The organism is Niallia sp. CD-39 (assembly GCF_059874745.1).
Window position 1 is genome coordinate 73,239 of the sequence record NZ_JCBCPS010000006.1, and the last position, 25,585, is coordinate 98,823.

A 25,585-nucleotide genomic window follows, 5' to 3' on the forward strand; every position below is an offset into this window, starting at 1 on the left:
TTTTTAAGAGAAGCAGTGTATAAGGAGGCCGTGTAGATGTCGAAGCAACAGATCCTTGTCGTTGAGGATGAAGAGAAAATCGCTAGGCTTATTGAGCTGGAGCTAGAGTATGAAGGCTATGAAGTCACGAAGGTATACGATGGGATTGAAGCGTTGGAATTGTATCGTAGCAAAAGCTGGGATTTGATCCTATTAGATGTAATGATTCCAGGGTTAAGTGGAATTGAACTACTTCGTCGCATCCGTACAAATGATTCTGTAACGCCAATTTATTTACTCACTGCAAAAAGCTCGGTAGAAGACAAAGTTTCAGGGCTTGATTTAGGAGCGAATGATTACATCACGAAGCCTTTTCAAATAGAAGAATTGCTCGCACGAATTCGTGTTGCTCTAAGGAATAGGGCAACTGAAGAAGAGGGAGTCCTTCGCCTGGAGGATTTAGTATTGCATGAAAAAACAAGAGAAGTCACACGCGGTGAAAGCCTGATAGAGTTAACCGCAAGAGAGTTTGAATTGTTACAGTTCTTACTGATGAATAAGAAACAGGTTCTTTCTAGGGAGCAGATATTAGACGCGGTATGGGGCTATGATTTTGCGGGAGACACCAATGTTGTGGATGTATACATACGTTATATCCGAAAAAAGATTGACGTGCAGAATGAAGAATCCTTAATAAGAACAGTTCGTGGAGTCGGATATGTGATAAAGGAACGCTCATGAGAGTTAGAAATAAAATTAATCTTTATACTGTGGTGTTATTTGCTGTCCTGCTTTTATTAATGAATACATCCATCTATTTTTTATTTTCTAAACTAATGATTGATAGTGAATTACAAGTGGCACAAAGTGAAGGAGCAAATATTGCAAAAACCTTGAACCAGTCACTTGGTACGGTTTCTCAAGGAGAATTATTAAGAGCTTATGTGCCAGTTAATGGGATGATTCGAATCCTAAATGAAAATCTAGAAGGGACGACGACTCAATCAACGGAAGATGATGTGTTGCGTTTAGCCACACCTACATTTTTTGTAGGAGAGAAAAGTGAAAGAATTCGCATTGACGGAAAAACGTACGCCTTTAGCTCGATTCCCGTTATATTAGAGAACGGTACGATTGGCAATCTGCAGCTGACAAAAAATATGGAACAGACGATTGAAAACCTACAAACACTTCGTATCGTCCTTTTCATTGTGACAATTCTTGTTTTATTACCGATTGTGATCTCCAGTCATGTATTGAGTGGAGTCATTATGAAACCAATTGCATCGATGATCAGCACAATTCGCGACATTCGTACAAGTGGTAGCTTTAAAAGAATTCACCTGGAGAAAAAATCAAAGGATGAACTAACGGAAATGGCGACAAGCTTTAATCATATGATGGACTTGTTAGAAGAGAACTTTGAGAAGCAGAAAAAGTTTGTTTCCAGTGCTTCACATGAACTGAAAACGCCGATTACGATTATCGAAAGTTATGCAAGTTTATTAAAAAGACGTGGGAAATCTGAGCCTGAGATTTTTGATGAGGCAACCGAAGCGATTCATTCCGAAGCAGTTAGGATGAAAGACTTAACGGAGCAACTCTTATTACTCGCCACGCATCAAGAAAGATGGCAGCAAAATATGAGCACGATAGATGTCGGAAATGTTCTTTATGAGGTGAGTAAGTCATTTCAAAATGCATATAAAAGAGATGTCAACCTTTCTTATCCTGAAAGTGTCACATTAAAAACAGATGAACAGAAGTTAAAGCAGCTTCTTTATATCTTAATGGACAATGCTCGTAAGTATAGTGAAGGAAAGATTGATTTATCAGTTGAAGAACTAAATGACAGTCTCCTTATTACGATTACTGATACAGGAATTGGCATTCCAGCGAGAGACCTACCTCACGTGTTTGAACGGTTTTATCGAGTAGATGAAGCAAGAACAAGGAAAACTGGAGGAGCTGGATTAGGGTTATCGCTAGCAAAAGAAATAGCAGATGCACTGTTTCTCGAACTTCTAATTGAAAGCACTGAAGGGATCGGAACAACGGTAAAAATTTTAAAGAAAAAACAATAGGGGTTCTCAGCAAATTTTCATCTTTTTATTGAATAATGGAAGCATGAAGCATTTTATAGAGGTGGTTGAATGAAAAGGAAATGGGTTACTGTAATCATTATTTTTCTCGTTCCCTTGGTTTTATTTTCAATTTGGAAAATGAACAGCGCTCCTGAGTCCCTAACAAAAGCTGAAGCAACGAAAAAAGTCGAAGACCTATTTAATGGAACGGTGCAGACAGTTGTCACTAAAGCAAACGGGTATGAATTATCCTTTGAAAAAGAGGCATCACAATATGTAGTTATGTTACATGCGCAAACAGGAGAAGTGCTTTCAATTAAGCAGGAACAAGTCGAGCAGGAAGAGAAAGTAAGGCTATCAACAGAAGAAGTGAAGTCGTTATTAGGTCCAGAAGTTGAAGTCGTTTCTGCTAAAGAAGAGCCAGATGTATGGATTCTACAAGCAAATCATGATGATCAACAATGGACCTATATTGTCGACGCTTATACAGGCGAAGTGTTAGAGCGAAGAGAATCAAGTGTGCAACTTGAAGCGCTATTAACAGAAGAGGAAGCAAGTGAAATTGCACTCACTCAAGTAAACGGAACAATAGATGATATTGATTTAGAATCGTTAAATGGGCAGCCTTATTATATAGTTGAAATTGAAACCGACAATGATGTTGAAGCGATTGTTCAGATTCATGCAATCACAGGGAAAGCAACCGTCACCTGGGAAGATTAATTGCTTTTCTCAGCAGATTTTAATGTTTCTCTCCTTTTCTTTTAACTTTTCACGGATATATTGAATGTGTAAGAAAGATGAAAGGAGAAATGACAGATGACAATGAAGAAAAAACTAATGATTGGTGTAATTGGTGCAGTTGTTTTAGGAGGGGCTGTTGCTGTTGGTGCTACGACTAAAAGTGAAAGTGAAGCTCCGAAAATAACATTAGAAAAAGCAACAGAAACTGCTCTAAATGAGCGACCGGGAACATTAGATAGTGTAGAGTTGGAAAATAAACGCAGCGGATCTTACTATGAGGTGGACATTAAAGAGGAAGGCGTAGAATACGAATTGAAAGTTGATGCATCATCAGGAGAAGTTCTTTCGAAAAAAGAAGAACAAGATGATGACAAAACGACGACAGATGCTTCGAATGCAGAAGATGTAAAGCTAATCATCTCAAGCGAGCAAGCAATCGAAAATGCTAAAAGTGAAGTAAACGGAACAGTAAAGGAAGTTAAACTAGATTATGATGATGGCAAATATGTGTATGAAATTGAACTCAGTTCAGATAAGGGAGAAGTCGAATTTGAAATCGATGCAGTTACGGGTGCCATTCTAGAAATCGACTACGATCGTGACTAACTCTTATGTTTTCTGGCAAAGGCACATATCAGAGTTTTGAGTGATATATCAACAACTTTAGAGCGAAATCAACACTTTTCCAGAATATATCAACAACTTTAGAGTGAAATCAACACTTTTCCGGAACATATCAACAACTCTAGAGCGAAATCAACACTTTTCTAGATAATCCCTACCACCATAGAAATAAAAGCCAAGAAATCTTTTTAGTTCTTGGCTTTTCATATTGTTAATCTCCTGATACTGGTATATGTTTGAATGTTGTAACGTCAAACAAGCCGATATCTGTTAACTTGATGTCTGGAATGACGGGCAATGCAAGGAAACTTAGTGTTAAAAATGGATTGAAGCCTTTTTTTACACCGACTGTTTCGAGTGCGATGTCAATTTCTTTTAAGTTTCTGTAGACGTCCATATAGGGCGCTGGTGATAGTAACCCAGAAATTGGAAGGTGTAGTTTAGCGAGTACTTTGCCGTTTTGAACAACAACAAGTCCGCCTTCCATTTCTCCAATCGTTTTTGCTGCAAAAAGAATGTCCTCATCAGAGGTTCCTGTCACGATTAAATTATGGGAATCATGGCCAACAGTTGTTGCGATGGCCCCGTTTTGCATGCCGATTCCATGAACGATGCCTAGTCCAATATTTCCTGTATTGTGATGGCGTTCAATGACAGCCATTTTATGCTGATCACGTTCTATGGAAGAAACAAAATGACCTGTTGCAGATACTGAAACATTTTCGAATCTCTTCTTTGTGATCAAGCTATTTGGAATGACTTCAATAATTGTAGCTGTGCCGTCAATAATAGGTATTTGCAACTGTGCTGATGTGAGCTCAGGCAAATGTACGGAACCCGTTAAACCAACAGGCTCTAACTGGGGGAGTTCTGGGTAGGATACCAATGACCCGTTTTTCACCACGCACTTGCCGTTTTTAAATACAGCGTTGATCGACACTTCATTTAGGTCACTTACGAATAAGAAGTCTGCCTTATACCCTGGTGCAATGGCGCCATTTTCTTCTAAACCATAGCATTCAGCCGCATTTAATGAGGCCATTTGATACGCTGTGATCGGGTCAATACCTTCTTCAATTGCAAGTCTTACTATATAATCAATGCTGCCTTCATCTATGACATCGTCAAGATGGCGATCATCGGTTACGAATAAAAACCGTCTTGCATTGCGCTCTGTTACAGCTTTTATGACTCTCTTTAATTCTTTTGCAACAGTACCTTCTCGAATCAGCACATACATCCCTTTACGGATGCGTTCTAAAGCTTGCTCGGCTGTCGTGCATTCATGGTCGGTTTTAATGCCTGCCGTTGTATATACATCGATTTGCTTTCCTGATAGCCCAGAAGCATGACCATCAATTTTTTTATTTCTTAATTTTGCATCAAGGATCTTTTGAATTAAATCTGGTTCTGTGTTCTCAACTCCAGGATAATTCATTACCTCTGCAAGCCCATGAACCAATTCATGTTCATAAAAAGGCTGCAAGTCTTCGGCAGTTAAAGTTGCTCCGGAGTGTTCAAAAGATGTTGCTGGAACACAGGAAGGTAGCATAAAGTGGAAATCAAAAGGAACATCACGGGCAGAATCTAGCATAAATTGAATGCCCTTTGCTCCTGAGACATTGGCAATTTCATGTGGATCGCAAATAATCGCGGTTACCCCATGTAACAATTGTACTTTTGCGAATTCTGCTGGAGGTACCATTGAGGATTCAATATGAACATGCCCATCAATGAAGGAAGGGACGATATATTTTCCTTTGGCATCGATTTCATTTGCACCTGCGTATTCTCCTATGCCAGCTATATAGCCATCTTTAATGGCTATATCCATTTGGATCCATTCACCATTAAACACATCGAGGATGTTTCCGTTTTTTATGATTAAATCAGCTGGTTTTTGACCAGATGCAACATGTATGCGATTTTCTAATGATTGTTTGTTCATGAAGCAACCTCCCTTTTGCTAGTATTCTACCTTATTCGCAAAAGAATTCCACGTCGTAAACGGAATGTTGTAATTTTCAAAATATAGTCTGGAAATTGGGATTTTACGTTGGTTGTGGGGTAGTAGGATTTCATCGTAAATAAATGCATCATCAAAACCGGCAAGTCTAGCATCATCTTTTGTGCTAGCGAAATAGACGGCTTTTGGTCTTGCCCAATAAATGGCACCTAAACACATTGGGCATGGCTCGCAACTTGTGTAAAGTTCGCAATCTGTTAATTGATATGACTGTAATGTATGGCAAGCATTCCTGATGGCTACTATCTCAGCATGGGCAGTTGGATCATTATGGGTTGTGACATGATTACATCCAGTGCTGATCACCTTTCCATTTTTAACGACCACCGCAGCAAATGGTCCGCCTTTTTCAGTCAATACATTTTGAGTGGCGAGATCAATCGCATTTTTCATAAAAGAAACGTCCAACTTAGTCCACCCCTTTTTTAATTTTTATTACTATAGCATATTCATAAAGAGTTGAGCTAAATTGAACGAAAAATTCTTTATATATTTGTAAGCTGTCGCTTTCGTTTTAACAAAGATTGAAATTCTTTTTCTAATGCATCTGATGGCTCGATGCTTAATCTTGATAGCACTTCTGTAATTTTCGTTTCGATTACAAGGAGATCGTCTGCTTTATGGTCACGTTCTTCAGTTTTAGAAGAGTTTTCATATTCGCCAAGTGTCCCAGAGAACACATAGAGATTCTGATCCTTGATCTCAATGATTTTTGTTGCTAATGTTCCAATAAAACGACGATCATGTGAGACGAAAATAACGGTTCCTTCATAATCGGAAAGCAGGGACTCAAGTGCTTCAACTGCATCTAAATCTAAATAATTCGTTGGTTCATCGAGAATGAACGTGTTGATATCACTTACAAATGATTTAGCTAGCGCAACCTTCACTCTTTCGCCTCCGCTCAATACATGAACCGGCTTATATACTTCATCACGCTTAAAGTGGAGTCGCGCCAAGACCGTACGAACAAAGTCTTCTTCTTGAATAGAAGTCGACTGTACATTCTCTAAGATTGATTTATCTGTGTCCAACACATTTAGATTTTGACTAAAATAGCCAACCTTCACAGCAGGAGAAATGGAGAAGCCGCCTTTTTCACTTAGAAGTCTTTTGATGAGCGTTGTCTTACCACTTCCATTAGGCCCAATGAGTGCGACCTTGTCACCTCCTCGAATATGAAAGCTCGACTTCTTCCATAGCATACGATTTTCAATCTTTCCGATACTATTCTCGGCACGGATCATTATCTTATTTTTAAATGCTTTTTCATTAGGAAGGCTCATTTTGATTTTTGTTTCAGCTTTTGGTTTTTCAACCTTTTCGAGCTTATCTAAACGAGTTTCCATCGCCTTTCCTACTTGTTGAAGCTTTTTTTGTTTTTTTGCAAAATACGGTTTTGTCCCCGTTATTCTGGCCTCTGATGAAGAGAGGTTTTTTGGCTTTTTTGTCGCGCGTTCGGCTTTTCGCTGTTTTTCCATCAAAGCATTTTCCAACTGTTTTTTCTTCTGCTCATACTTATCATAAGCATCTTCTTGCTGCTGCTTTTTCAAAGCCTTTTGTTGAGTATAGAAAGAATAATTGCCGTTATACACAGTTAATGAACCGTCAGCTATTTCCCATATCGTAGTGCACACAGCATCTAGAAAAGCTCGATCATGAGAAACAATAACAAATGCGCCTTTCCAGCTAGTGAATATCTTCTCCAACCATTCGATATGCGATGTATCTAGATTGGTTGTCGGCTCATCAGCAAAGAAGACTTCCGTATTTTCTTGGAGTGCATTTTTAATATAGTCCTGGGTGACTTCTCCACCACTTTTCACCGTGTCGGTACGTTTTAGCTGTGGAAGAAAACTGTATGTGGCATTCACTTGGATTTGCCCACCATCAATTGGATGCTGGCTTGTTAAAGCTTTTAACAGTGTTGTTTTGCCGCTGCCATTTTTTCCGACGATGCCGATTTTCGCTGAGCGTGGAATTGCAAGTCGCTCTATATCAAGCAGAAGTCGGTCTTTTATATATACTTTCAAATTGCTTGCTTCAAATAAATTCATGAAATCATCTCCCTTTTTGGAGACTAAAAAAGCCTCCTATCTTGGTTCAGAATAGGAGGCATGGGTGTATGCAAAAATAGGGAATAGTCCCTAATGTCCTCCATGAAGCCAATCCTATTCTGAAAACATCGATTGAAGGAACAAGAAATAGACAGGAGTAGCCTGTGGTTTCTTCTTTCGCTTCAATTGTAAGTTTTCTAAAAAATAGGATTAGTACTTCATTGTGGACAAATTCACCCTTTCGCATTATTGATAATATATACGTTATCTTATAAAAGAGAGAATGTCAATGTGACAGTATTTGTCTTTTGTTTATTGCTTATATCTTAAGTATTCATAGTGCTTAGTCGGTTCTGCTTTTATGATTTCATTACGTTCGTTTCGGTAGATCTCGAATTGCTGGTATGTTTCAATTAGGTAGCCATCTTCTATATGTTCGTTCACAAGTTGAAGTTCCAACTCAGGAATGATTATATCGATAGAATTGGTGTCACTGCTCGCATCAACTTCTTCTTCGTTTGCATATGGGATATAAGGATAATCTCCTATTCGGTCTTCAGTAAGTTCATTTTCCGTAAATTGATGTTCGAGAAAAAATGTAGCAGAAAGGATTGCGAATAAAGCAATAGGCAATAACAATTTTTTCATCGTTTTAAACCTCCTATTTAAGCACATACTCAATACATATGTCTGTCCGATAGCGTTTATGATCGTTGCAAAAGGGAAAGAAGCAGGGGGAGGGTTTCAATTGAATAAGTTTACAAGAAAAGAGATTGCATTATCATTCATCCTTTTCGCACTAATCATTGGATTTTCCGTTTGGTATTTAGTATTCTCTACACCAAAAAATTCTGTAGAATTGTATCAAAAGGTTCGGTTTGCTGATGATTATGAGAAGGTCCAATCGTATATGGTCAATGAATCTAGCGGTGATTTTTCAGAAGAGGATTTTGAATACATAAACGAATTATCACATTCAGCTGAAAGAATCTCATCGATCACCTTAGTTGAATTTGAAGATAGAACTTATCTTTTAAAAACGACACCAGGAACGAATCGTTTAAAAATCATCCATGTAGAAGAGCTACCAGAAGAGTTTCGAGAGTATTTTTTGAAGTTACCTTAAAAGCGAGTGTAAACTCGTTTTTTTTTTTTTGCTTACTATGTCACGTTGTGATATATTCTAAATAAGATATATCACAGCGCGACATAGTAAGGAGATTTGAGTAGATGGAGAAGCTTTTTAAAAAATATATTCCAATGACAGAAACCGCATTTTATATTTTATTGTCATTGTCAACACCTCGTCATGGCTATGGAATCATCAAGCATGTAGAGGAACTATCAACAGGAAGGTTGAGGCTAGGGTCTGGGACTGTTTATGGCACATTAACGAAAATGCAAAAGGACGGAATGATTGTCGTATTTGCTGATGATCAACGGAGAACTCTGTATGAGATCACAGCAATAGGAAAAGCAATCATTCGAGCTGAAATAGATCGGTTAAAGGAAGTCCATCAAAACGTATTAAAATACGAGGAGGCGTTCCAAGATGAAGAAATTTAACCCATTTTGGAGTTATGATGTTGAGAAAACGGAAAGCTGGCTTGAGGATATGGCAGAACATGGATATGAAGTGAAAAGTGTAGATTCTTTAAAGAGGATTTTCCACTTTGAAAAAGGATCAAATTCCACACGTACCATCCGAATTGTACATGACAAGCATTCTCAGTCACTTCCTTCAACTTTAATGAAAGATGGGTGGAGTGTTCTCTTTACTACGGGAAAGTGGGTGTTTATAAGCAATGAAGCTCCGCAAAGCTTACAGAAGACAATGCCCAGTCGGGATGGGATTTTAAAGAGAAATCGCCTTCATATGTATGGATTTCTCGCTTTTCTCGTTTTTACATGTATCAATCTTCTTATGCCGATCACCCTATTCACTTATGCATTTTTTTCTGATGCTCCCATCAATAGGGTGGAAAGTCCGTTTTGGTGGATTACCTACTCGGTTGGATTTCTTGTTCTTTTACTTGTTATTCTAGCTATTCTATCGATCATAAAAATTACAAGAACAAATCGTGATCTCAGCAACGAGGAAGTCCCTGTTGAAAACGAAGCATATACGCCAATTCTAAAACGAAAATTTAGTTGGTTTTATGAACCAGATAAATTGGAAAGATGGTTAGAAGAACAAGAACGGCTAGGAAATCAACTAGTAAAGGTCAATCGGATAGGCAACACTTTTACATTTAAAAAAGGAGATGGTCGGCTTGTATCTTACCATGCAGATTATCAAAATATGTCTTCTGAATCTTATTATGACATGCATAAAGAATCGGGCTGGGAGCTCATGTTTACAAATTCAATGATGTGGCAAAATTGGTCGATTTGGAGGAAGGGGTATGCTGAAAATGATGAGAAGCCTATGTTCTATGAAAGGGAGTATATGAAGCGCCATAGAAGAAGAGTCTCCATCACCTATTCAATCCTGTTTATGCCATTGGTCTTCATGTATGGCTATCTGGTATTTTCAACGTTAGGTAATGTTTCGATGATTCACGGATGGAGTATGGTTCTGATTGGAGTGCTTATGCTCCAATTAATATGGCTTCTCACAAAAAGCTGGCGTTACTACTTTCGAATAACAAAATAATTCTTTACTTTAATGTACGAACCCTTGCAAGTGTTAAAAAAATGGTGGTATTATCATTTTTAATACATACGTAATGGGGTGTTATGATGTCAATTGAAGCGGTGAAGAACCATTTAAAGAAATGGGGGCGAGATCAGGACGTCCTAGAGTTTGATGAGTTGAGTGCAACGGTTGAGCAGGCAGCAAATGTGCTAGGAGTAGAACCAGCAAGGATCGCTAAAACGCTAACCTTTCGTGGGAACAATGACGGGGCAATTGTAGTTGTGGCAGCTGGTGATGTAAAGATTGATAATAAAAAGTTCCGTGAAAAGTTTGGGTTAAAAGCAAGAATGTTATCTGCCGATGAAGCATTCGAGTATACAGGACATAAGGTTGGTGGTGTTTGTCCATTTGGTTTGAAAAATCCGTTGCCTGTCTATGTTGATGTTTCAATGAAAAGGTTTAATACATTGTTTCCCGCATGTGGGAGCAACAACTCTGCAATTGAGTTAACATGTGATGAAATAGTTCAGTACTCAAATGCACAAGAGTGGGTTGATGTTTGCAAGGGTTGGCAAGAACCAACTGTAAACGATCAAGAAGTGATCGTTTCAAATAAGTAACGATAAGGTGGTGCACACTATTAGCACCGCCTTTATGTTGTTTTTCTCCAAATAACGTTCTTCCTAATGAAATCCATTTACCAGATTATCTAATATGTGAGATAATTATTATTCCATTTACATGAAATTATTCAAATATATTATACATTAACTGGTAATATTTAGTTTTTAATTCATATGTTTTTTAGGAGGAGTTTATAGTGGAATTTATAGTATTGCTGACAGTTTCGATGATTCCACTTATCATTTCATTTTCAATTTTAATCTATGCAAAGACGTCAATCGCTAAAGCATTATCTATTTTTTTAATGATGTTGTCATTCTGGCAGATTGATGTAGCGATATTATATACAGATGTTTTATTAGAAATGCATGAAATGGATCATCTTTTCCGATTTTTCCGAATCGGTTCGATTATGATCATGCCAATCATGTATTACTTTACCTATACAATTATTAAGGAGTATAGCGCCAATCACGTAGCTCGTCTTCTTTATAATCGTATCGTATTTATTTTTATCTTAATTTTTAGCTTTGTCGTGTATTTTATAAACTTTACATCACTTGGTGTGGAAACATATGTGCTGAAAAGTGAAGGGTTTATTGCACCTTCACATTGGTTGCCGTTGTATGGACCACTGAATGTATTATTTATCATAAATGTATTGCTCGTATTTGTGCATACACTTGTGCTTTTCTTCTTCACAATTAAGTTAAAGGATGGTCCATATAAGCATTTTTATTTTAAGCTCATCATCGCGGCACTAATTATCTTTTTAAATGGTGTGCTTAGTGGTTTTGCTTTTATTCCATTGTTCTTTTCTAGCTTTAATTCAGTTGTTGCGGCGATTATCCTATACTTGGCGTTCTTCACATTGCAGGCACATCAGATGAATAAGATGAACAGTAGTCTGAAAAAGCAAAGCGAGTTACTGGAAGCTATTATGAATATTAACCCAAATTTTATTCTTGTGAAAAATGAAAAGAATGAAATTGTTAAAGTGAATGAAGCATTTTGTGACTTAGTTGCGATCGAGTCAACGGCCTTACTTAATCAGGATTTTTCTAATCTGTCAGCACATTATGAGATGCTGCGCGGGAGAGATGAACCATTCCGATATATGAACTTAAAGGGGAAGCTGTATTACATTTTATGGGGGAGGAAGAAGCTTCACCAAAAGAATGGAGAACGATTTGAAATCTATTTTGGGATTGATGTGACCGAACAAAAGCAAAACGAACAAATTCTCCTTTCTTCAGAAAAGATGAAGGTCATCGGGGAAATGGCGGCTAGTGTAGCTCATGAAATCCGTAACCCTTTGACTACAATACGTGGCTTTATCCAATTGATGAAGGAAAAGAATGAGGAACCTGAGTATGAGGTAATTCTATTGGATGAGATTGATCGCATTAATCAAGTGTTAAAAGAGCTATTGATATTAGGTAAACCTGAATCGACTGAGGGTGATGACGAGACTGAACTTTCAATAGAGGCTTGTGGTGAATTGAAGAATATTCAACTGTTGTTCCAAGCGATGGCAATTGAACAAAATAAAGCAATTGAAGTCGATTTGCGAACGATAAATAAGTCTACCCTTTCAATGGGCAAAGCACATTTTAAACAGGTAATCATTAATATTATTAAAAATAGTTTAGAAGCAATTCCGAAAGAAGGAAGAATTAAAATCATCCTTGATGAACAGCAGACCTTTGTCCGCATTCGAATTTTGGATAATGGAGAGGGAATTCACAAGGAGAGGCTAAGCCGAATTGGTGAACCTTATTATACAAGCAAAGAAAAAGGGACCGGCATTGGTCTAACAATTTGTTTAAAGCTAATGAAAGAAAACAATGGTGAAATGATTGTGAAAAGCAAAGAACACTGGGGAACAGTTGTTACATTGTTATTCCCTAAAAGAAATTAAGCAAAATGAACACCGTAAAGCTTATTCTTTACGTAATAGTCAAACACTCATAATCGTCAACTTTATGACGCTTATGAGTGTTTCAGACTGTTGACAAACGCTCGCATACGTCGTTGTTTGTCTCACTCGTCCCCTCATGAACCGTGTGTTCTATTCGGGTCTTCATTCGACCGCACGCCTGGTCTGACAAGCGTTTTCAAGACATTCTGAGGGGTTTCTCTTATTATCAAAAAGTACTACAATCTCAAACACTCATAATCGTCAACTTTATGACGCTTATGAGTGTTTTTTTATTCTTCCCTATTGATAAAATGTGGAATTTATTATATAGTACATTACAACAGTAATGCACTATATTAGAGAGGAGGCGATGGTCATCTTAAATCCTAATAGTCCAAAACCTATTTACGTACAAATTGCAGAATGGATCGAAACTGAAATTTTAAATGGACATTTTTCAAATGGAGATAAAATCTACTCCCAATACCAATTAGCTGAGATGTATACAATCAATCCCGCAACGGCCGCTAAGGGCTTGGCTCTACTAGTGGAAGACGGCGTGTTGTTCAAAAAGCGAGGACTAGGAATGTTTGTATCCGAACAGGCGAAGGAGAGAATTATGAACAAAAGAAAAAATGAGACGTTAAAGAAGCTAGTTCAAGACATAGTGATCGAAGCCAATCGCCTGAATGTAACGAAGGAAGAATTGTGGAGCATGATTTTAGACGAAGGGGAGAATGAAGGATGATTGTTAGCTGCAAAGATGTAACGAAATCCTATTTTAAGCGGCAGATTCTGAATCATTTGGACTTGGAAATAAAAGAAAACGCATTAACAGGACTTGTTGGTAGGAATGGTGTGGGGAAGACGACCTTGTTAAAAATGCTCGCTGGGTTTACGAAGCCAACATCAGGAAGCATAGAAGTCTTTGGTGAAAACCCGGTTGAAAGTCTTACAGTTTCAGAGAAAACGATTTTTGTTGATGATCAAATGCGTTTTTCATCGTCATTGCGTCTTAGTGAGATTTTAGAAGCGGGTGAGCATTTCTACCCGAATTGGAATATGGACATTGCAAAGAAGCTGTTCGATTATTTCTCTTTCGATCCGACAGGCTATCATAATCGGCTTTCAAAAGGGAGAACGAGTACATTTAATATGATTGTTGGGCTTGCATCTCGATGCCCACTGACCATTTTTGATGAACCGACAACTGGGATGGATCATGCAACTAGAAACGATTTTTATCGTGCGCTTATGAAGGATTATTTGCTTGCACCAAGAACGATTATTATCTCTAGTCACCACATGAACGAAGTTGAAAATTTATTAGAAGACGTGATCATATTGCACGGTGGCAACGTCAAGCTTCATATGAAGATGGACGATTTTAAAGAGTATGGAATGGCTGTACAGGGACCATCAGCAGCGGTGGATCAATGGCTAAGTGGAAAACAACTTCTTCACCAACGATCAATCAATGCGCATATGAAATATGCAGTCGTCATCAATAACTTCACACAAGAAATCGCAGAAAATGCAAGACTTACTGGTCTACAACTCTCAAAAGTACCAAGCAGCGAAATGAGCATGTACTTAACAGGAGCAACGAAAGGGGGAATCGAAGATGTCTATGCCACAGTTGATGAAACATATTAAAAAGCAATATACCTTTAAACTAAAGTCGTATATTGATATTTATAGTTCATTAGTCGGTATGCAGTTAATCGGAATCCTTTTTACTGTTATACTTATTGGCTCTTCAGTAGGAGGATCATCGTTATGGGTTCAATACAATGTGAGATTGTATAATTCAGATATTGTGATGGCCTTTACATTTTTATGGATGTTCGTAACGGGAATTACGGTAACGCTGAAAACAAACCGCGAAGAGGATTTTTCCTTTGTTACGAATAGACTCACTAGTAGTGTTTCTTCCATTCTTTTTTTACTAACGGTTTCAGGGTTTGCTGCGATACTAGTGCTAGCATCTAATTTTCTAATATGGGCTGTTAAGATATTAACGAGCAGCTCACTAGGACTTTATTCAAACCATATGACAATTGCGGAAGGTTTTAGTTATCTCCTTATTATATTTTGTTATCTTCTTGTAATTGGAGCTTTTTCATATTTTGTTGGATCACTTGTTCAGATTCATAAAGTGTTAATGTTTGCCGTACCTGTTCTAATCTTTGTTCTTTTTAATATTTTAGTTTCACAACAGAGTGTCGTATCAAGTTTCTTTAAGTATTACTTTTTTGAATCTACGCTTCTAGCTTTTATGCTGATTTCAGTAGCTATAAGTACGCTACTATTTAGTATTGCATCGTCAATTTTTTCGAAACTGGAGGTCAAACGATGATTGAAATAGCAGTATTGATTTTATTGGTTTGTTGTACCTTCATGTTCTTTCGATTAACTCGTTTTAAAAAGACAGAATTGAAGTTCACTCATTGGCTGGCTGGAGTGTACTTAGGAGCGCTACTCGTAAGTGTTGCAATTATGATGTTCTCCCCTGTTCAATCAACAGAAGACTATAAACGACCGATATTGTATCCGTTAATCAGCAATGGTGAATTCGATCAAATTGATCCAAGTTATATCGAAGGTGAATGGACATTTGAAGTAACGGAAGGTCCTTTCTTAGTAGATACGAAAGATAGCTATGGTCAACTTATGGTCATTATGGAGCGGAAGGAAGAAGATGACGGAATCGTATCGGCTACATTATATAAAGCATTTATCGAAATAAATGGAGCAGATGTAACGGATCAACTCATTCAGCCAAAAGTGATGACCGAGGAAATGCGGATAATATTAGAAATGCCTTATCAGCAATTAGATTCGGATCAATTGACGAAACCGTCGTTGATCAATGGTTTGGATATGTCCAGCGGTAGCCAATCAGGATATCCAGTTCTTTATCTCGAGGTACCAAAGTCGATCAAAGTTGAATCAACAACAGGAGTTACAATCGATCTAGCGAACCATTAAACGAAAAAAGGTGCAAGCGTCAGCTTGCACCTTTTTGGGCTAGAGAATCGTTTGCTCTATTCCTTATAGAAAGGATGAAAATCGTGCTTAAAATACATAGTGTTCCCATCCATTCCCCGAGTCCGAAGAGGACGTTTAACCAGACAACTGCGATGATGGCTGCGGATAGTGGTTCTGCACAGCCGAGGATGCCGGTTTCGGTAGGGGTGATGTATTTCATGCTTTCTAAATAGCAATAGAAAGGGATAAGTGTGCCAAAGATGATAATGAAAAGTGTTGCTGCAATGGATACAAGAGTCCATTCACCTTCAAAATTCCACGGTGGAAAGATGATGGCTAGCACAACACCACCAATGAGCATCGCCCATCCAGTGACAATCACAGACCCCCAATTTGCAAGAAGTCGATGCGGGTATAAGGTGTAAAATGCAAGTGCAAAAGCGGAAGCTATGCCCCAAACAACTGCCTCGATTGAGATGGAGAGTGACTGAAAGCTACCACCTGTCACGAGCAAAAATGTCCCCGTGATTGCTAAAAATACGGAAGCGAATTCCTTTTTGTATGGCATCCTTCTTGCGCGTAAAGCTACAAATGAAGTGATGATCACAGGTGCTAAGTATTGTAATACTGTTGCCGTTGCAGCATTGCCGTGTTGGATCGCAACGAAAAAAGTATATTGAACGGCAAGCATACCAAATAAACCAAATATAACGATTTGAAAAGCATCGTATTTTGATTGCCAGATGTTTAAAACGTTCCAGCGCTGTTTTCTGAAAGCAATGAGTAAAAACAAGATACCCGAACATAATAAACGTACGACAACGAGCCATTCAGATGTGAATGAATGCTGCTGAAATAAGAACTGAGCAACAGTGCCTGATACACCCCATAGAAGTGCAGCAGTTAAAACGAGTATGATTCCTTTTTTTCGATTTAATGATGCCATAAATTTTCCTCTTAAATGTGATAGAATTTTCCATAGCTTACATGTCTTAAAGTGTGACTGTCAATAAAAAAATGTGATTGGGATTGACATTTATAAGAAAGATCGATAAAATGAATGATATTCAGTCATTAAATGAGGTGGTTTGCATCGATAAACGTGAGAAAATCATCGAAGCAGCAATTGAAGTTTTTCGGGATAAAGGGATTGAGAAAACGAAAATCTCAGATATAGTTAAGCTTGCTGGCATAGCACAAGGAACGTATTATTTGTATTTTCCTTCTAAACTATCGGTTATGCCTGCGATTGCAGAAAAGCTCGTCGAAATTGAAATGGAGAAGGTCAAACAAACTTTTCATGAAAAAGGAATATTTCTTGATCAGTTAGAGGATCTTGTCAAAACAGTTTTCGTATTTACAAATGATTATCGTGAAGTATTAGCACTCGTTTATGCTGGACTTGCCTCTTCTGAGCATATAAAAGAATGGGAAGAAGTATATGATCCTTTGTATTCGTATGTTGCAAACGTTCTTGAGCAAGCAAAGACGAACGGATTTATACGATCATCAATGGATTCGCAAGATATGTCAAAACTTGTTATTGGCTTGATTGAATCTGCAGCAGAGCAAGTCTATCTTTATAAACAAGCAACAGAAGAAGAGGTTGAGCGTCAAATGGCTTCTGTTTTAGATTTTATGCAACACGCACTAGATGTAAAGGGGCGATAGCATCGTCTTTTTCTTTTGGAACAAAAATGACTGATAATCATTCATATTATATAGGGGGAAACATCATGAATAAAGCATGGTTTTATGTGGCTCTTACTTGTATCGTAGAGCTATTGTGGGTATTTGGTTTTAATGTAGCGTCGATGTGGTGGCATTGGGCAATGATTGTTGGCCTGATAGCTGTTGATTTTTATTTCTTATCAAAAGCGTGTGAAAGTTTACCAACCGGGACAGTCTATGCCATTTTTGCTGGAGTAGGAACCGTTGGTACAGTGGTAATGGATGTCTTGATTTTTGATGGTGCATTAAACATATTAAAAGTGCTCTTTATTGCACTAATCGCTTTAGGGGTTATTGGGTTAAAGTTAGCTGATCAAAATGAAGAGAATCAAAGAAAGGAGCTTGTTTAAATGGGTTGGTTATATGTATTAATCGCAGCTGCGTGTGAAGTGGTTGGTGTATATGGATTAAAGCTATATAGTGGGAACCGGACAATGAAAAACGGTGGATTGTTTATCGGTGGCTTCGGCTTATCCTTTTTATTCTTATATCAATCTTTTCAATATTTACAATTAAGTATTGCCTATGCCGTTTGGATCGGAATTGGAACGGCAGGCGCAGTATTAATCGGTATGTTTTTGTTTTCTGAATCAAAAAGCATGCAGCGAATCGTCAGTCTCATTCTTATTATCATTGGAGTAGCAGGATTAAAAGCAGTAAGCTAAAGGGACAGGCTCTCGCTTAAGAGCCTGTCAGACTGTTGACAAACGCTCGCATACGTCGTTGTTTGGCATCAAAGTCCGCTCATGAACCGTGTGTTCTAGTCGGGGCTTCATTCGACCGCACGCCTAGTCTGACAAGCGTTTTCAAGACATTCTGAGGGTTACTCTTATTATCAAAAAGTACTACGATCTCACAGGCTCTCGCTTAAGAGCCTGTTTTTTTATGCATTCTTTTTACAAAAAGGGTTAACCAATAGGCTGGAAAAACGGCAGCAAAATTGCCGAGGAAAATCTTGAAATAATTCATATTGTCTCCGAATATTGTTAAGCCGATTGCATGCTCGATTGGAGCAAAGCCAAATGCTAAGATTGCCGAAGCAATGACACAATACAGGTAGAAGTTCTTTTGTCTATGCAATGTATACTGATAAACAAGGAGGAATACGCCAGGTAATAAAGCCGCTGTTAAATTAAGAGCAAACGGCAAAATCGGTGCAAGGAAATATGGATGCCAAAATTCTGTGCTCCTTGCTAGAATAATCTCGATATAAGTCCAACAAAGGTGAACGCCAAATCCGAAAAAGAAAATTTCAAAGATTTTTTCACGATCTACCTTGATATATACAATAATTAGTGGAATAACAAAAAGGGCAAGGTTCACCCAAAACTGCCAAGTCGAAAAGCTAGAATACTCCAGCCAATAATCTGTGAATAATTGGGATAGTTCTGCATTTTTAGTTTCAAGCAATTCCCAATAGGCTTCTTTTGTCATTATAAAACCCTCCGCATAATTCCTCTTCCATATGGTAACCATTTAGGGATGAATGATTCAAAATAAAATGGGAAAAGGTTGAAAGGTTGACATAGTTAAGTTATTAAAATATAATTACTTACAAAAAGTAAGTAAAGAGGAGAGCTAAATATGGGATTTCATGATTCAACGACAACCTATGCAACTAAGGTGCATTTAATCGTAACTGATATCGATCGTTCCATCGCATTTTATGAGGATATGTTAGGTTTATCAGTTATAAATCAAAAAGAAAAATATGTAGAACTTGCTGCAGATGGTCAAAATGCACTGATTACATTAGAGCAGCCGAACGGGGTATTGCCGAAGGAAAACAGAAAAACAGGGTTGTATCATTTGGCATTATTATTACCGAGTCGAGCAGACTTAGCGGCAGTCATCCGCCATTTTATTGATAAGCGCTATCCGGTTCAAGGGGCATCAGACCATGGCGTAAGTGAGGCCCTTTATCTTGCGGACCCAGATGGAATAGGGATTGAAATTTATGCAGATCGTCCAAAGGAAACATGGAGCTGGAATAAAAGTGAAGTGAAGATGATCACAGAACCGATGGATGTAGAAGGCGTGCTGTCCGAATGGAATGAAGAACCTTTTAGTAAGCTTCCTTCTGGAACAATCATGGGTCATATCCATCTACATGTAGCGGAATTTGAGAAAACAAAGTCATTTTATCTAGATGGCTTAGGTTTCAATATTGTCGCTAATTACGGCTCACAAGCTTTATTCATCTCGACAGGAGATTATCATCACCATATCGGGTTAAATACATGGAATGGAGTAGGTGCGCAGCCACCAAGTGAGAATAGTGCAGGAATGAGTTATTTTCACCTATCGTTTCCGAGTGAAAAAGAAAGACTCCAAGCAAAAGAACGACTTAAAGAGATGGGATTCGACGTCAAGGAAGAAGCTTCGCTATTCAATGTGAAAGATCCTTCTGGAATATTGATACAATTTTAAATAGAGGCGGGCGACCGTCTCTATTATTGTGTAGAAAAAGAATTTGAGATCATGTTTAAGTGATTTAAGATCAAAAATTCGAGTTTCAGATCAAAAAGAAAGAGTTGGGTTTATAAACCCTATTTCTTTGTTCACTATGTAATAATAGATGCATCGATTGGGGGAAGGAAGAGAATGAGAAAATATTATTATGAAGATGCTTATATGAAAGAATTCACTGCAAAGGTCATTACACGTGAGAAGGAAGATGGCAGACCTTATCTTGTACTCGATAAAACAAGTTTTTATCCCTCTGGTGGTGGTCAGCCTCACGATACTGGTGTTCTTAATGATGTGAAAGTAGTAGATGTTGAAGAGGTTGATGGGGAGATCCGTCATTATGTAAAAGAAGAAATAACCGAATCATTCTTAACAGGGCATATTGATTGGGCAAGGCGCTTTGATCATATGCAACAGCATTGTGGGCAGCATATCCTTTCTGCCGCCTTTGAAGAGTTATACGGAATGGAGACAGTAGGATTCCATCTTGGAAAAGAAAGTGTCACAATCGACTTAGCTGTAAAGGAACTCAAAAAGAATCAAGCAGATGCTGCTGAACATTTAGCGAACGAAATTATCCGTGAAAATCGTTTAATTGAAACCAAATGGGTTGAACGTAATGAGCTTGATCATTACCCATTGAGGAAAATGCCGAAGGTGGAATCGAATATTCGACTCGTCATTATTCCTGAATTTGATTACAATGGCTGCGGTGGAACCCACCCTAAATCTACAGGGGAAGTCGGGATGATAAAATTATTAGACTGGGAAAAACAAAGAGGAAATATCCGTCTTACGTTCATATGTGGAGATCGTGTTAGAACCCAGTTAGAAACCAGCTATACATATATGAAAGAAATGACGAAGATTCTGAATGTGCCACAAGCAAATGTGGTTGACCAAACTGTAGCATTGATCAATCAAAGAAAAGTACTAGAAGCCCAAATTAATAATCTTAGAAAGACGCTCTTATCTTATGAAGCAGAGGATCTCCTTAAACAAGCAGTAAAAAAAGGACCATTTACATGCATCATTCAATCTGTTTATGAAAAAGAGATGAAAGGTTTACAACAGCTCACAAGAGAGGTTATTTCGAAAAACGAGTGTGCTATTTCGATTATTTTTACGGAGAAGAACGAAAAGATCCAATTCGTTGGTGGATGTGGGGAAGCTGTTCCTATGAAGATGAACGAATTTGCAAAATCCATTTTTCCGTTGATAAATGGTACTGGTGGTGGAAATGCAAAAATGGCTCAAGGTGGCGGGATGCCAACTGCATTCACGCTTGAAGATTTAGTAAGAATTAGCGATGAAACGTTGGATCAAATGTTGAGTAGTTAATAGTAGAAATATATTTAATTTTTAGAAAAGTCTATAAAAATTATTGTCATCGTTGTCCTGTTGTATTACAATTCTAGTATGGGTCATGCATTATATTGAATGTTTATGCTCGTCACATAAACACCTCATGTAATATCCGTGTTCTCAGGAGGAAGTATAAATGTATACTAGAAATACAATTTATATAATCGGTGAAAGCAAGACTGCTTCTAATAATCCGATTACACAGAAGTATAATGGATTCTTTACTGCGTTTGTTGTTGAACGTGACACAGCGGAGATTATTGATGCTGAATGTTCCTCTACAATTGACTTAACATCGAAGTTTATTCGATCGATCTTTGTAGGGAAAACAATGAAAGAAGTAGACACTATTTTACAAGAAATCGAGAATCGCTATTTTGGGTCCTCTCAAAAGGCGCTGATGGTTGCGTTTAAAAATGCACATCTCAAATACATGCAAATAATAAATGATTAAGCTGCTTTTTCTGTTTAACGCAGATAAAATCCAGCTGCCTGAAACCCACTGTTTCCTTGGCAGCTGGATTTTTTTATATCAAAAGCTATTTTGTTAGAAGTTCTTACATAAAAATAAGATAAAAGTGGGGGAAAAGCATGAAGTTATATGTATCAGTTGACATGGAAGGTATTACTGGTTTAGCGGATCATACACATGTAGACTCGGCAAAGCATAATTATGAACGCAGTCGACTCATCATGACAGAAGAAGCAAACCATGTGATTACAGAAGCATTTGCTAGAGGATGTACAGAAGTGCTAGTAAATGACAGCCATTCAAAAATGAATAATCTATTAATAGAAAAGCTTCATCCTGAAACAAAGCTAATCACGGGTGATGTCAAACCGTATTCAATGGTCGAAGGGCTGGATTCAAGCTTTGGTGGGGCAGTATTTGTTGGGTATCATGCTCGTGCTTCGATGAAAGGAGTCATGTCCCACTCGATGATCTTTGGTGTAAGGAATATGTATATCAATGATTTAGCCATCGGAGAGATGGGTTTTAATGCTCTAGTTGCTGGTTATCATGGTGTACCTGTAATACTCGTTGTTGGTGATGACCAGGCAGCGCTTGAAGCAGAACAACTAATCCCGAATATTACAACTGCCGCTGTAAAAGAAACGATTACACGTTCAGCAGTTAAATCATTAACACCGGCGAAGGCTGGCGAGTTGATTCGTGAAAAATTAGCTCATGCATTAGAGAATAAAGAGCTTGTTAAACCGCTCACTCCACCTGAAAAGCCAGTATTACGAATTGAATTTGCAAACTATGGTCAAGCGGAATGGGCAGCGCTCATGCCAGGTACAGTACTGGAAGAAGGGTCAACAATTGTCCGTTTTGAAGCAAAGGATATATTAGAAGCTTATCGAGCAATGTTGGTAATGATTGAGCTAGCTGTTGGCACAAAATTTTGTTAGGAGGTTGATTGGATGATTCGATATATCTTGAAGCGCCTCCTTGCGATGATTATTACCCTCTGGGTCATCATCACTATGACATTCTTTTTAATGCACTCGATCCCAGGATCTCCATTTAATGAAGAGCGTGCAACAAGTGAAGCTGTACAACGGAATTTAGAGAGCTTTTATAACCTTGATAAACCAGTACCAATTCAATATTTAAACTATTTGAAGTCTGTCGTTACCTTTGATTTTGGTCCATCGATTAAAAAGCCTAATCAAAGTGTGAATGATCTATTAGGAAGAGGGTTCCCGATTTCACTTGAACTTGGATTGTTCACCTTAGTGGTTGCGATTGTATCTGGAATTACACTCGGTGTGATTGCAGCACTGCGTCATAACGGTGTCATAGATTATATGGCGATGACCTTTGCTGTATTAGGAATTTCTATCCCGAATTTTGTACTAGCAACAATCCTTATCCAGCAATTAGCTGTTAATCTATCCATCTTTCCTGTTGCCACATGGTCAAGCCCGATGCATATGGTTTTGCCAACTTTAGCATTAGCGACAGGACCTATGGCCATTATTGCTCGATTAACAAGGTCAAGCATGCTTGAAGTATTAACACAGGATTACATACGAACTGCTAAAGCAAAGGGGTTGTCACCTGTAAAAATTGTCTTCAAACATGCTTTAAAGAATGCATTATTGCCTGTTGTCACCATCCTTGGCTCATTAGCCGCTGGAATATTAACAGGAACGTTTGTTATCGAAAAAATATTTGCAATTCCAGGTATGGGGAGATACTTCGTTGAGAGCATTAATCAACGTGATTACCCTGTCATCATGGGAACAACGATTTTCTATAGCTCTGTCTTAATCATCATGTTGTTCTTAGTTGATATTGCGTATGGTTTCCTAGATCCACGCATAAAGCTGCATCGTAAGGAGGGAAGCTGATGGAACTACATGATCGCAAACATCCTAATAGAGCCAATGATATTCCAGATGAATGGTTTGTATCAAAGGACAAAGACGAAGAAAGCGCAGAGGCAGTCGTTCGGCCATCGCTTTCATACTGGCAGGATGCTTGGAGAAGATTATTAAAAAATAAACTGGCAATGGGTGGTTTAATCTTTCTAGTCCTCTTAACCTTTATGGCGATCTTTGGACCGATGATTTCTCCACATGATCCTACTGCGCAAAAATTCCAAGTCCAAAATCAGCCACCATCCACTGAATATTGGTTTGGAACAGATAGTTTAGGGAGAGACGTATTTTCCCGTGTATGGATGGGAGCAAGGGTCTCCTTATTCGTTGGGGTAGCTGCTGCTTTAATCGATTTTATTATTGGAGTGATTTACGGCGGAATTGCAGGATACAAAGGCGGAAGAACGGATCACTTTATGATGCGTATTGTTGAAGTATTATATGGGCTTCCATATTTGCTCGTTGTTATTTTAATAAGTGTAGTCATGGATCAAGGCTTATTCGCAATCATCTTTGCATTGACGATAACCGGATGGGTCGGTATGGCCCGGATTGTGCGGGGGCAGGTGCTACAGATTAAGAACTATGAATTTGTCATGGCGTCAAAATCATTCGGCGCAAAAACACCACGAATCATTTCACGGAATTTGTTGCCGAATACTATGGGGCCAATTATTGTACAAATGACTCTAACTGTTCCATCTGCCATCTTTGCTGAAGCGTTTTTGAGTTTCATAGGATTAGGAATCTCTCCTCCATTAGCGAGTTGGGGTTCAATGGCTAATGATGCACTTTCAGCTATCTTAACAGGCTATTGGTGGAATTTATTCTTCCCGACCTTATTTATTTCGTTAACGATGTTCTCCTTCAATGTACTTGGAGACGGTTTACAAGACGCACTTGATCCAAGGTTAAGGAGGTAATAGTGATGTCAAAAATCCTTGAAGTAAAAGATTTATATGTAACCTTTAATACATACGGTGGAGAAGTTCAAGCCGTTCGTGGGGTAAACTTTCACCTTAATAAGGGAGAAACCTTAGCCATTGTTGGTGAATCTGGCTGTGGGAAGAGTGTCACCTCACAAAGCATTATGCGCTTAATTCCATCTCCGCCTGGAAGAATCTCGCACGGTTCGATTTTATTTAAAGACAAGGACTTGGCGAAGCTTCCAGAGAAGCAATTACAAAAAATCCGTGGTGCAGATATTTCAATGATCTTCCAAGATCCGATGACTGCATTGAACCCAACGTTAACAGTTGGCGATCAAATTATGGAGGGCATTCTTCAACACGAAAATATATCGAAAAGTGAAGCAAAAGAAAAAGCAGTGGAAATGCTGAATTTAGTTGGGATTCCGAACCCGGAAGAGAGGTTAAAGCATCACCCTCATCAATTTAGCGGTGGTATGAGACAGAGAATTGTCATTGCAATGGCTTTGATTTGTGAGCCTGAAGTGTTGATAGCAGATGAACCGACAACTGCTTTAGATGTAACAATCCAAGCGCAAATTCTCGATTTGTTCCGTGAGATTCAACAAAAGACGAGCGTCTCAATCATTTTAATAACACATGACTTAGGGGTTGTCGCTCAAGTTGCTGATCGAATCGCTGTTATGTATGCAGGGAAAATTGTTGAGACCGGGACGAGAAGAGAAATCTTTTATCAGCCACAACATCCATATACAAAAGGATTGTTAAATTCTGTTCCTCGCTTAGATTTGGACGGTGGAGAACTCATCCCAATTATCGGATCTCCTCCTGATTTATTTGCACCTCCAGTAGGTTGTCCATTTGCAGCACGCTGTGACTATGCAATGGAAGTGTGTACAAAAGCGTACCCGTTCAAAACACATTTAAGCAAAGAACATGAAGTGGATTGCTGGTTACAGGATGAAAGGGCAAAAAAGCTCGTAGTGATGAAGTAATTAGCCTTTTATAAAGG

Annotated in this window: 29 protein-coding genes; 23 read left to right on the forward strand and 6 right to left on the reverse strand. The window is 38.3% G+C overall.

Features of this window, described 5'->3' with window-relative positions; translation table 11 throughout:
* The first annotated feature begins 36 nt into the window (after nucleotides 1–36).
* The 4 genes from AC6F34_RS13675 to AC6F34_RS13690 all read left to right on the forward strand — a co-directional run bounded on the left by AC6F34_RS13675 (nucleotide 37) and on the right by AC6F34_RS13690 (nucleotide 3,413).
* Nucleotides 37–720 carry a response regulator transcription factor gene (locus tag AC6F34_RS13675; RefSeq protein ID WP_500773063.1) on the forward strand — a complete coding sequence of 228 codons (684 nt, stop codon included), beginning with the start codon at nucleotides 37–39 and terminating at the stop codon, nucleotides 718–720.
* Nucleotides 717–2,063, forward strand: a complete 1,347-nt coding sequence (locus AC6F34_RS13680; RefSeq protein WP_500773065.1) for a sensor histidine kinase — start codon at nucleotides 717–719, stop codon at nucleotides 2,061–2,063. The genes AC6F34_RS13675 and AC6F34_RS13680 overlap by 4 nt, the downstream gene beginning before the upstream one ends.
* A gap of 69 nt (nucleotides 2,064–2,132) precedes the next feature.
* On the forward strand, nucleotides 2,133–2,786 hold the full coding sequence (locus tag AC6F34_RS13685) for a PepSY domain-containing protein (protein ID WP_500773067.1): 654 nt from the start codon (nucleotides 2,133–2,135) through the stop codon (nucleotides 2,784–2,786).
* A 96-nt stretch (nucleotides 2,787–2,882) separates the two neighbouring features.
* A complete protein-coding gene (locus AC6F34_RS13690; RefSeq protein WP_500773069.1) occupies nucleotides 2,883–3,413 on the forward strand; it encodes a PepSY domain-containing protein in 531 nt (176 codons plus the stop codon).
* Between the two features lie 229 nt (nucleotides 3,414–3,642).
* Here the strand turns inward: AC6F34_RS13690 and ade are convergent, their stop codons facing one another.
* The 4 genes from ade to AC6F34_RS13710 form a co-directional block, all read right to left on the reverse strand.
* A complete protein-coding gene (ade, locus tag AC6F34_RS13695) occupies nucleotides 3,643–5,379 on the reverse strand; it encodes an adenine deaminase (RefSeq protein ID WP_500773071.1) in 1,737 nt (578 codons plus the stop codon).
* A gap of 18 nt (nucleotides 5,380–5,397) precedes the next feature.
* A complete protein-coding gene (locus tag AC6F34_RS13700; protein WP_500773259.1) occupies nucleotides 5,398–5,850 on the reverse strand; it encodes a nucleoside deaminase in 453 nt (150 codons plus the stop codon).
* A gap of 92 nt (nucleotides 5,851–5,942) precedes the next feature.
* Nucleotides 5,943–7,514 carry a Vga family ABC-F type ribosomal protection protein gene (locus AC6F34_RS13705; RefSeq protein ID WP_500773073.1) on the reverse strand — a complete coding sequence of 524 codons (1,572 nt, stop codon included), beginning with the start codon at nucleotides 7,512–7,514 and terminating at the stop codon, nucleotides 5,943–5,945.
* Between the two features lie 312 nt (nucleotides 7,515–7,826).
* Nucleotides 7,827–8,162 (reverse strand): hypothetical protein, encoded by a 336-nt coding sequence (locus AC6F34_RS13710; RefSeq protein ID WP_500773075.1) that lies wholly within the window; start codon nucleotides 8,160–8,162, stop codon nucleotides 7,827–7,829.
* Nucleotides 8,163–8,262: 100 nt separating this feature from the next.
* Here AC6F34_RS13710 and AC6F34_RS13715 point away from each other — a divergent pair, with 100 nt between their 5' ends.
* The 9 genes from AC6F34_RS13715 (at nucleotide 8,263) to AC6F34_RS13755 (ending at nucleotide 15,688) form a co-directional block, all read left to right on the forward strand.
* The gene (locus tag AC6F34_RS13715) at nucleotides 8,263–8,640 is read left to right on the forward strand and encodes a hypothetical protein (protein ID WP_500773077.1); all 378 of its coding nucleotides are present in this window, start codon (nucleotides 8,263–8,265) and stop codon (nucleotides 8,638–8,640) included.
* A 104-nt stretch (nucleotides 8,641–8,744) separates the two neighbouring features.
* Nucleotides 8,745–9,080, forward strand: a complete 336-nt coding sequence (locus tag AC6F34_RS13720) for a PadR family transcriptional regulator (protein WP_500773079.1) — start codon at nucleotides 8,745–8,747, stop codon at nucleotides 9,078–9,080.
* Complete coding sequence (locus AC6F34_RS13725; protein WP_500773081.1) at nucleotides 9,067–10,170, forward strand: DUF2812 domain-containing protein; 1,104 nt, start codon at nucleotides 9,067–9,069, stop codon at nucleotides 10,168–10,170. The genes AC6F34_RS13720 and AC6F34_RS13725 overlap by 14 nt, the downstream gene beginning before the upstream one ends.
* Before the next feature lie 86 nt (nucleotides 10,171–10,256).
* Entirely contained in the window at nucleotides 10,257–10,772 is a 516-nt protein-coding gene (locus tag AC6F34_RS13730) for a YbaK/EbsC family protein (RefSeq protein ID WP_500773083.1), read from the forward strand.
* Between the two features lie 200 nt (nucleotides 10,773–10,972).
* Nucleotides 10,973–12,697: an ATP-binding protein gene (locus AC6F34_RS13735; protein ID WP_500773085.1), complete on the forward strand. Its 1,725-nt coding sequence runs from the start codon at nucleotides 10,973–10,975 to the stop codon at nucleotides 12,695–12,697.
* Nucleotides 12,698–13,067: 370 nt separating this feature from the next.
* Entirely contained in the window at nucleotides 13,068–13,445 is a 378-nt protein-coding gene (locus AC6F34_RS13740; protein WP_500773087.1) for a GntR family transcriptional regulator, read from the forward strand.
* Nucleotides 13,442–14,353 carry an ATP-binding cassette domain-containing protein gene (locus AC6F34_RS13745; protein ID WP_500773089.1) on the forward strand — a complete coding sequence of 304 codons (912 nt, stop codon included), beginning with the start codon at nucleotides 13,442–13,444 and terminating at the stop codon, nucleotides 14,351–14,353. Before AC6F34_RS13740 ends, AC6F34_RS13745 begins: the two co-directional genes overlap by 4 nt.
* A complete protein-coding gene (locus AC6F34_RS13750; protein WP_500773091.1) occupies nucleotides 14,322–15,056 on the forward strand; it encodes a hypothetical protein in 735 nt (244 codons plus the stop codon). Before AC6F34_RS13745 ends, AC6F34_RS13750 begins: the two co-directional genes overlap by 32 nt.
* Nucleotides 15,053–15,688, forward strand: a complete 636-nt coding sequence (locus tag AC6F34_RS13755; protein ID WP_500773093.1) for a hypothetical protein — start codon at nucleotides 15,053–15,055, stop codon at nucleotides 15,686–15,688. The genes AC6F34_RS13750 and AC6F34_RS13755 overlap by 4 nt, the downstream gene beginning before the upstream one ends.
* 19 nt (nucleotides 15,689–15,707) lie before the next feature.
* Here AC6F34_RS13755 and AC6F34_RS13760 read toward each other — a convergent pair whose 3' ends face one another.
* Nucleotides 15,708–16,634, reverse strand: coding sequence for an EamA family transporter (locus tag AC6F34_RS13760; RefSeq protein ID WP_500773095.1), 927 nt, complete (start codon nucleotides 16,632–16,634; stop codon nucleotides 15,708–15,710).
* Between the two features lie 110 nt (nucleotides 16,635–16,744).
* Here AC6F34_RS13760 and AC6F34_RS13765 point away from each other — a divergent pair, with 110 nt between their 5' ends.
* The 3 genes from AC6F34_RS13765 (at nucleotide 16,745) to AC6F34_RS13775 (ending at nucleotide 18,084) form a co-directional block, all read left to right on the forward strand.
* The gene (locus AC6F34_RS13765) at nucleotides 16,745–17,359 is read left to right on the forward strand and encodes a TetR/AcrR family transcriptional regulator (protein WP_500773261.1); all 615 of its coding nucleotides are present in this window, start codon (nucleotides 16,745–16,747) and stop codon (nucleotides 17,357–17,359) included.
* A 62-nt stretch (nucleotides 17,360–17,421) separates the two neighbouring features.
* Nucleotides 17,422–17,769, forward strand: a complete 348-nt coding sequence (locus AC6F34_RS13770) for a DMT family transporter (RefSeq protein WP_500773263.1) — start codon at nucleotides 17,422–17,424, stop codon at nucleotides 17,767–17,769.
* Nucleotides 17,770–18,084 carry a DMT family transporter gene (locus tag AC6F34_RS13775; protein ID WP_500773097.1) on the forward strand — a complete coding sequence of 105 codons (315 nt, stop codon included), beginning with the start codon at nucleotides 17,770–17,772 and terminating at the stop codon, nucleotides 18,082–18,084.
* Nucleotides 18,085–18,286: 202 nt separating this feature from the next.
* Here AC6F34_RS13775 and AC6F34_RS13780 read toward each other — a convergent pair whose 3' ends face one another.
* Nucleotides 18,287–18,853 carry a hypothetical protein gene (locus AC6F34_RS13780; protein ID WP_500773099.1) on the reverse strand — a complete coding sequence of 189 codons (567 nt, stop codon included), beginning with the start codon at nucleotides 18,851–18,853 and terminating at the stop codon, nucleotides 18,287–18,289.
* A 150-nt stretch (nucleotides 18,854–19,003) separates the two neighbouring features.
* Here AC6F34_RS13780 and AC6F34_RS13785 point away from each other — a divergent pair, with 150 nt between their 5' ends.
* From AC6F34_RS13785 to AC6F34_RS13815, 7 genes are all read left to right on the forward strand, one after another.
* Nucleotides 19,004–19,849 (forward strand): VOC family protein, encoded by an 846-nt coding sequence (locus tag AC6F34_RS13785; protein ID WP_500773101.1) that lies wholly within the window; start codon nucleotides 19,004–19,006, stop codon nucleotides 19,847–19,849.
* Nucleotides 19,850–20,023: 174 nt separating this feature from the next.
* Nucleotides 20,024–21,229: an alanyl-tRNA editing protein gene (locus AC6F34_RS13790; protein WP_500773103.1), complete on the forward strand. Its 1,206-nt coding sequence runs from the start codon at nucleotides 20,024–20,026 to the stop codon at nucleotides 21,227–21,229.
* 160 nt (nucleotides 21,230–21,389) lie between these two features.
* On the forward strand, nucleotides 21,390–21,707 hold the full coding sequence (locus AC6F34_RS13795) for a DUF3870 domain-containing protein (protein WP_500773105.1): 318 nt from the start codon (nucleotides 21,390–21,392) through the stop codon (nucleotides 21,705–21,707).
* 137 nt (nucleotides 21,708–21,844) lie between these two features.
* Nucleotides 21,845–22,669 (forward strand): D-aminopeptidase DppA, encoded by an 825-nt coding sequence (gene dppA / locus AC6F34_RS13800; protein ID WP_500773107.1) that lies wholly within the window; start codon nucleotides 21,845–21,847, stop codon nucleotides 22,667–22,669.
* A gap of 12 nt (nucleotides 22,670–22,681) precedes the next feature.
* Nucleotides 22,682–23,614 carry an ABC transporter permease gene (locus tag AC6F34_RS13805; protein ID WP_500773109.1) on the forward strand — a complete coding sequence of 311 codons (933 nt, stop codon included), beginning with the start codon at nucleotides 22,682–22,684 and terminating at the stop codon, nucleotides 23,612–23,614.
* Entirely contained in the window at nucleotides 23,614–24,567 is a 954-nt protein-coding gene (locus tag AC6F34_RS13810) for an ABC transporter permease (protein WP_500773111.1), read from the forward strand. Before AC6F34_RS13805 ends, AC6F34_RS13810 begins: the two co-directional genes overlap by 1 nt.
* 5 nt (nucleotides 24,568–24,572) lie before the next feature.
* Complete coding sequence (locus AC6F34_RS13815) at nucleotides 24,573–25,568, forward strand: ABC transporter ATP-binding protein (protein ID WP_500773113.1); 996 nt, start codon at nucleotides 24,573–24,575, stop codon at nucleotides 25,566–25,568.
* The last annotated feature ends 17 nt before the right edge of the window (nucleotides 25,569–25,585 follow it).

Coding starts and splice junctions, on each gene's coding strand:
- AC6F34_RS13675 (WP_500773063.1), top strand. CDS start 37: ATGTCGAAGCAACAGATCCTTGTCGTTGAGGATGAAGAGAAAATCGCT.
- AC6F34_RS13680 (WP_500773065.1), top strand. CDS start 717: ATGAGAGTTAGAAATAAAATTAATCTTTATACTGTGGTGTTATTTGCT.
- AC6F34_RS13685 (WP_500773067.1), top strand. CDS start 2,133: ATGAAAAGGAAATGGGTTACTGTAATCATTATTTTTCTCGTTCCCTTG.
- AC6F34_RS13690 (WP_500773069.1), top strand. CDS start 2,883: ATGACAATGAAGAAAAAACTAATGATTGGTGTAATTGGTGCAGTTGTT.
- ade (WP_500773071.1), bottom strand. CDS start 5,379: ATGAACAAACAATCATTAGAAAATCGCATACATGTTGCATCTGGTCAA.
- AC6F34_RS13700 (WP_500773259.1), bottom strand. CDS start 5,850: ATGAAAAATGCGATTGATCTCGCCACTCAAAATGTATTGACTGAAAAA.
- AC6F34_RS13705 (WP_500773073.1), bottom strand. CDS start 7,514: ATGAATTTATTTGAAGCAAGCAATTTGAAAGTATATATAAAAGACCGA.
- AC6F34_RS13710 (WP_500773075.1), bottom strand. CDS start 8,162: ATGAAAAAATTGTTATTGCCTATTGCTTTATTCGCAATCCTTTCTGCT.
- AC6F34_RS13720 (WP_500773079.1), top strand. CDS start 8,745: ATGGAGAAGCTTTTTAAAAAATATATTCCAATGACAGAAACCGCATTT.
- AC6F34_RS13725 (WP_500773081.1), top strand. CDS start 9,067: ATGAAGAAATTTAACCCATTTTGGAGTTATGATGTTGAGAAAACGGAA.
- AC6F34_RS13730 (WP_500773083.1), top strand. CDS start 10,257: ATGTCAATTGAAGCGGTGAAGAACCATTTAAAGAAATGGGGGCGAGAT.
- AC6F34_RS13740 (WP_500773087.1), top strand. CDS start 13,068: ATGGTCATCTTAAATCCTAATAGTCCAAAACCTATTTACGTACAAATT.
- AC6F34_RS13745 (WP_500773089.1), top strand. CDS start 13,442: ATGATTGTTAGCTGCAAAGATGTAACGAAATCCTATTTTAAGCGGCAG.
- AC6F34_RS13750 (WP_500773091.1), top strand. CDS start 14,322: ATGTCTATGCCACAGTTGATGAAACATATTAAAAAGCAATATACCTTT.
- AC6F34_RS13755 (WP_500773093.1), top strand. CDS start 15,053: ATGATTGAAATAGCAGTATTGATTTTATTGGTTTGTTGTACCTTCATG.
- AC6F34_RS13760 (WP_500773095.1), bottom strand. CDS start 16,634: ATGGCATCATTAAATCGAAAAAAAGGAATCATACTCGTTTTAACTGCT.
- AC6F34_RS13765 (WP_500773261.1), top strand. CDS start 16,745: ATGAATGATATTCAGTCATTAAATGAGGTGGTTTGCATCGATAAACGT.
- AC6F34_RS13775 (WP_500773097.1), top strand. CDS start 17,770: ATGGGTTGGTTATATGTATTAATCGCAGCTGCGTGTGAAGTGGTTGGT.
- AC6F34_RS13780 (WP_500773099.1), bottom strand. CDS start 18,853: ATGACAAAAGAAGCCTATTGGGAATTGCTTGAAACTAAAAATGCAGAA.
- AC6F34_RS13785 (WP_500773101.1), top strand. CDS start 19,004: ATGGGATTTCATGATTCAACGACAACCTATGCAACTAAGGTGCATTTA.
- AC6F34_RS13790 (WP_500773103.1), top strand. CDS start 20,024: ATGAGAAAATATTATTATGAAGATGCTTATATGAAAGAATTCACTGCA.
- AC6F34_RS13795 (WP_500773105.1), top strand. CDS start 21,390: ATGTATACTAGAAATACAATTTATATAATCGGTGAAAGCAAGACTGCT.
- dppA (WP_500773107.1), top strand. CDS start 21,845: ATGAAGTTATATGTATCAGTTGACATGGAAGGTATTACTGGTTTAGCG.
- AC6F34_RS13805 (WP_500773109.1), top strand. CDS start 22,682: ATGATTCGATATATCTTGAAGCGCCTCCTTGCGATGATTATTACCCTC.
- AC6F34_RS13810 (WP_500773111.1), top strand. CDS start 23,614: ATGGAACTACATGATCGCAAACATCCTAATAGAGCCAATGATATTCCA.
- AC6F34_RS13815 (WP_500773113.1), top strand. CDS start 24,573: ATGTCAAAAATCCTTGAAGTAAAAGATTTATATGTAACCTTTAATACA.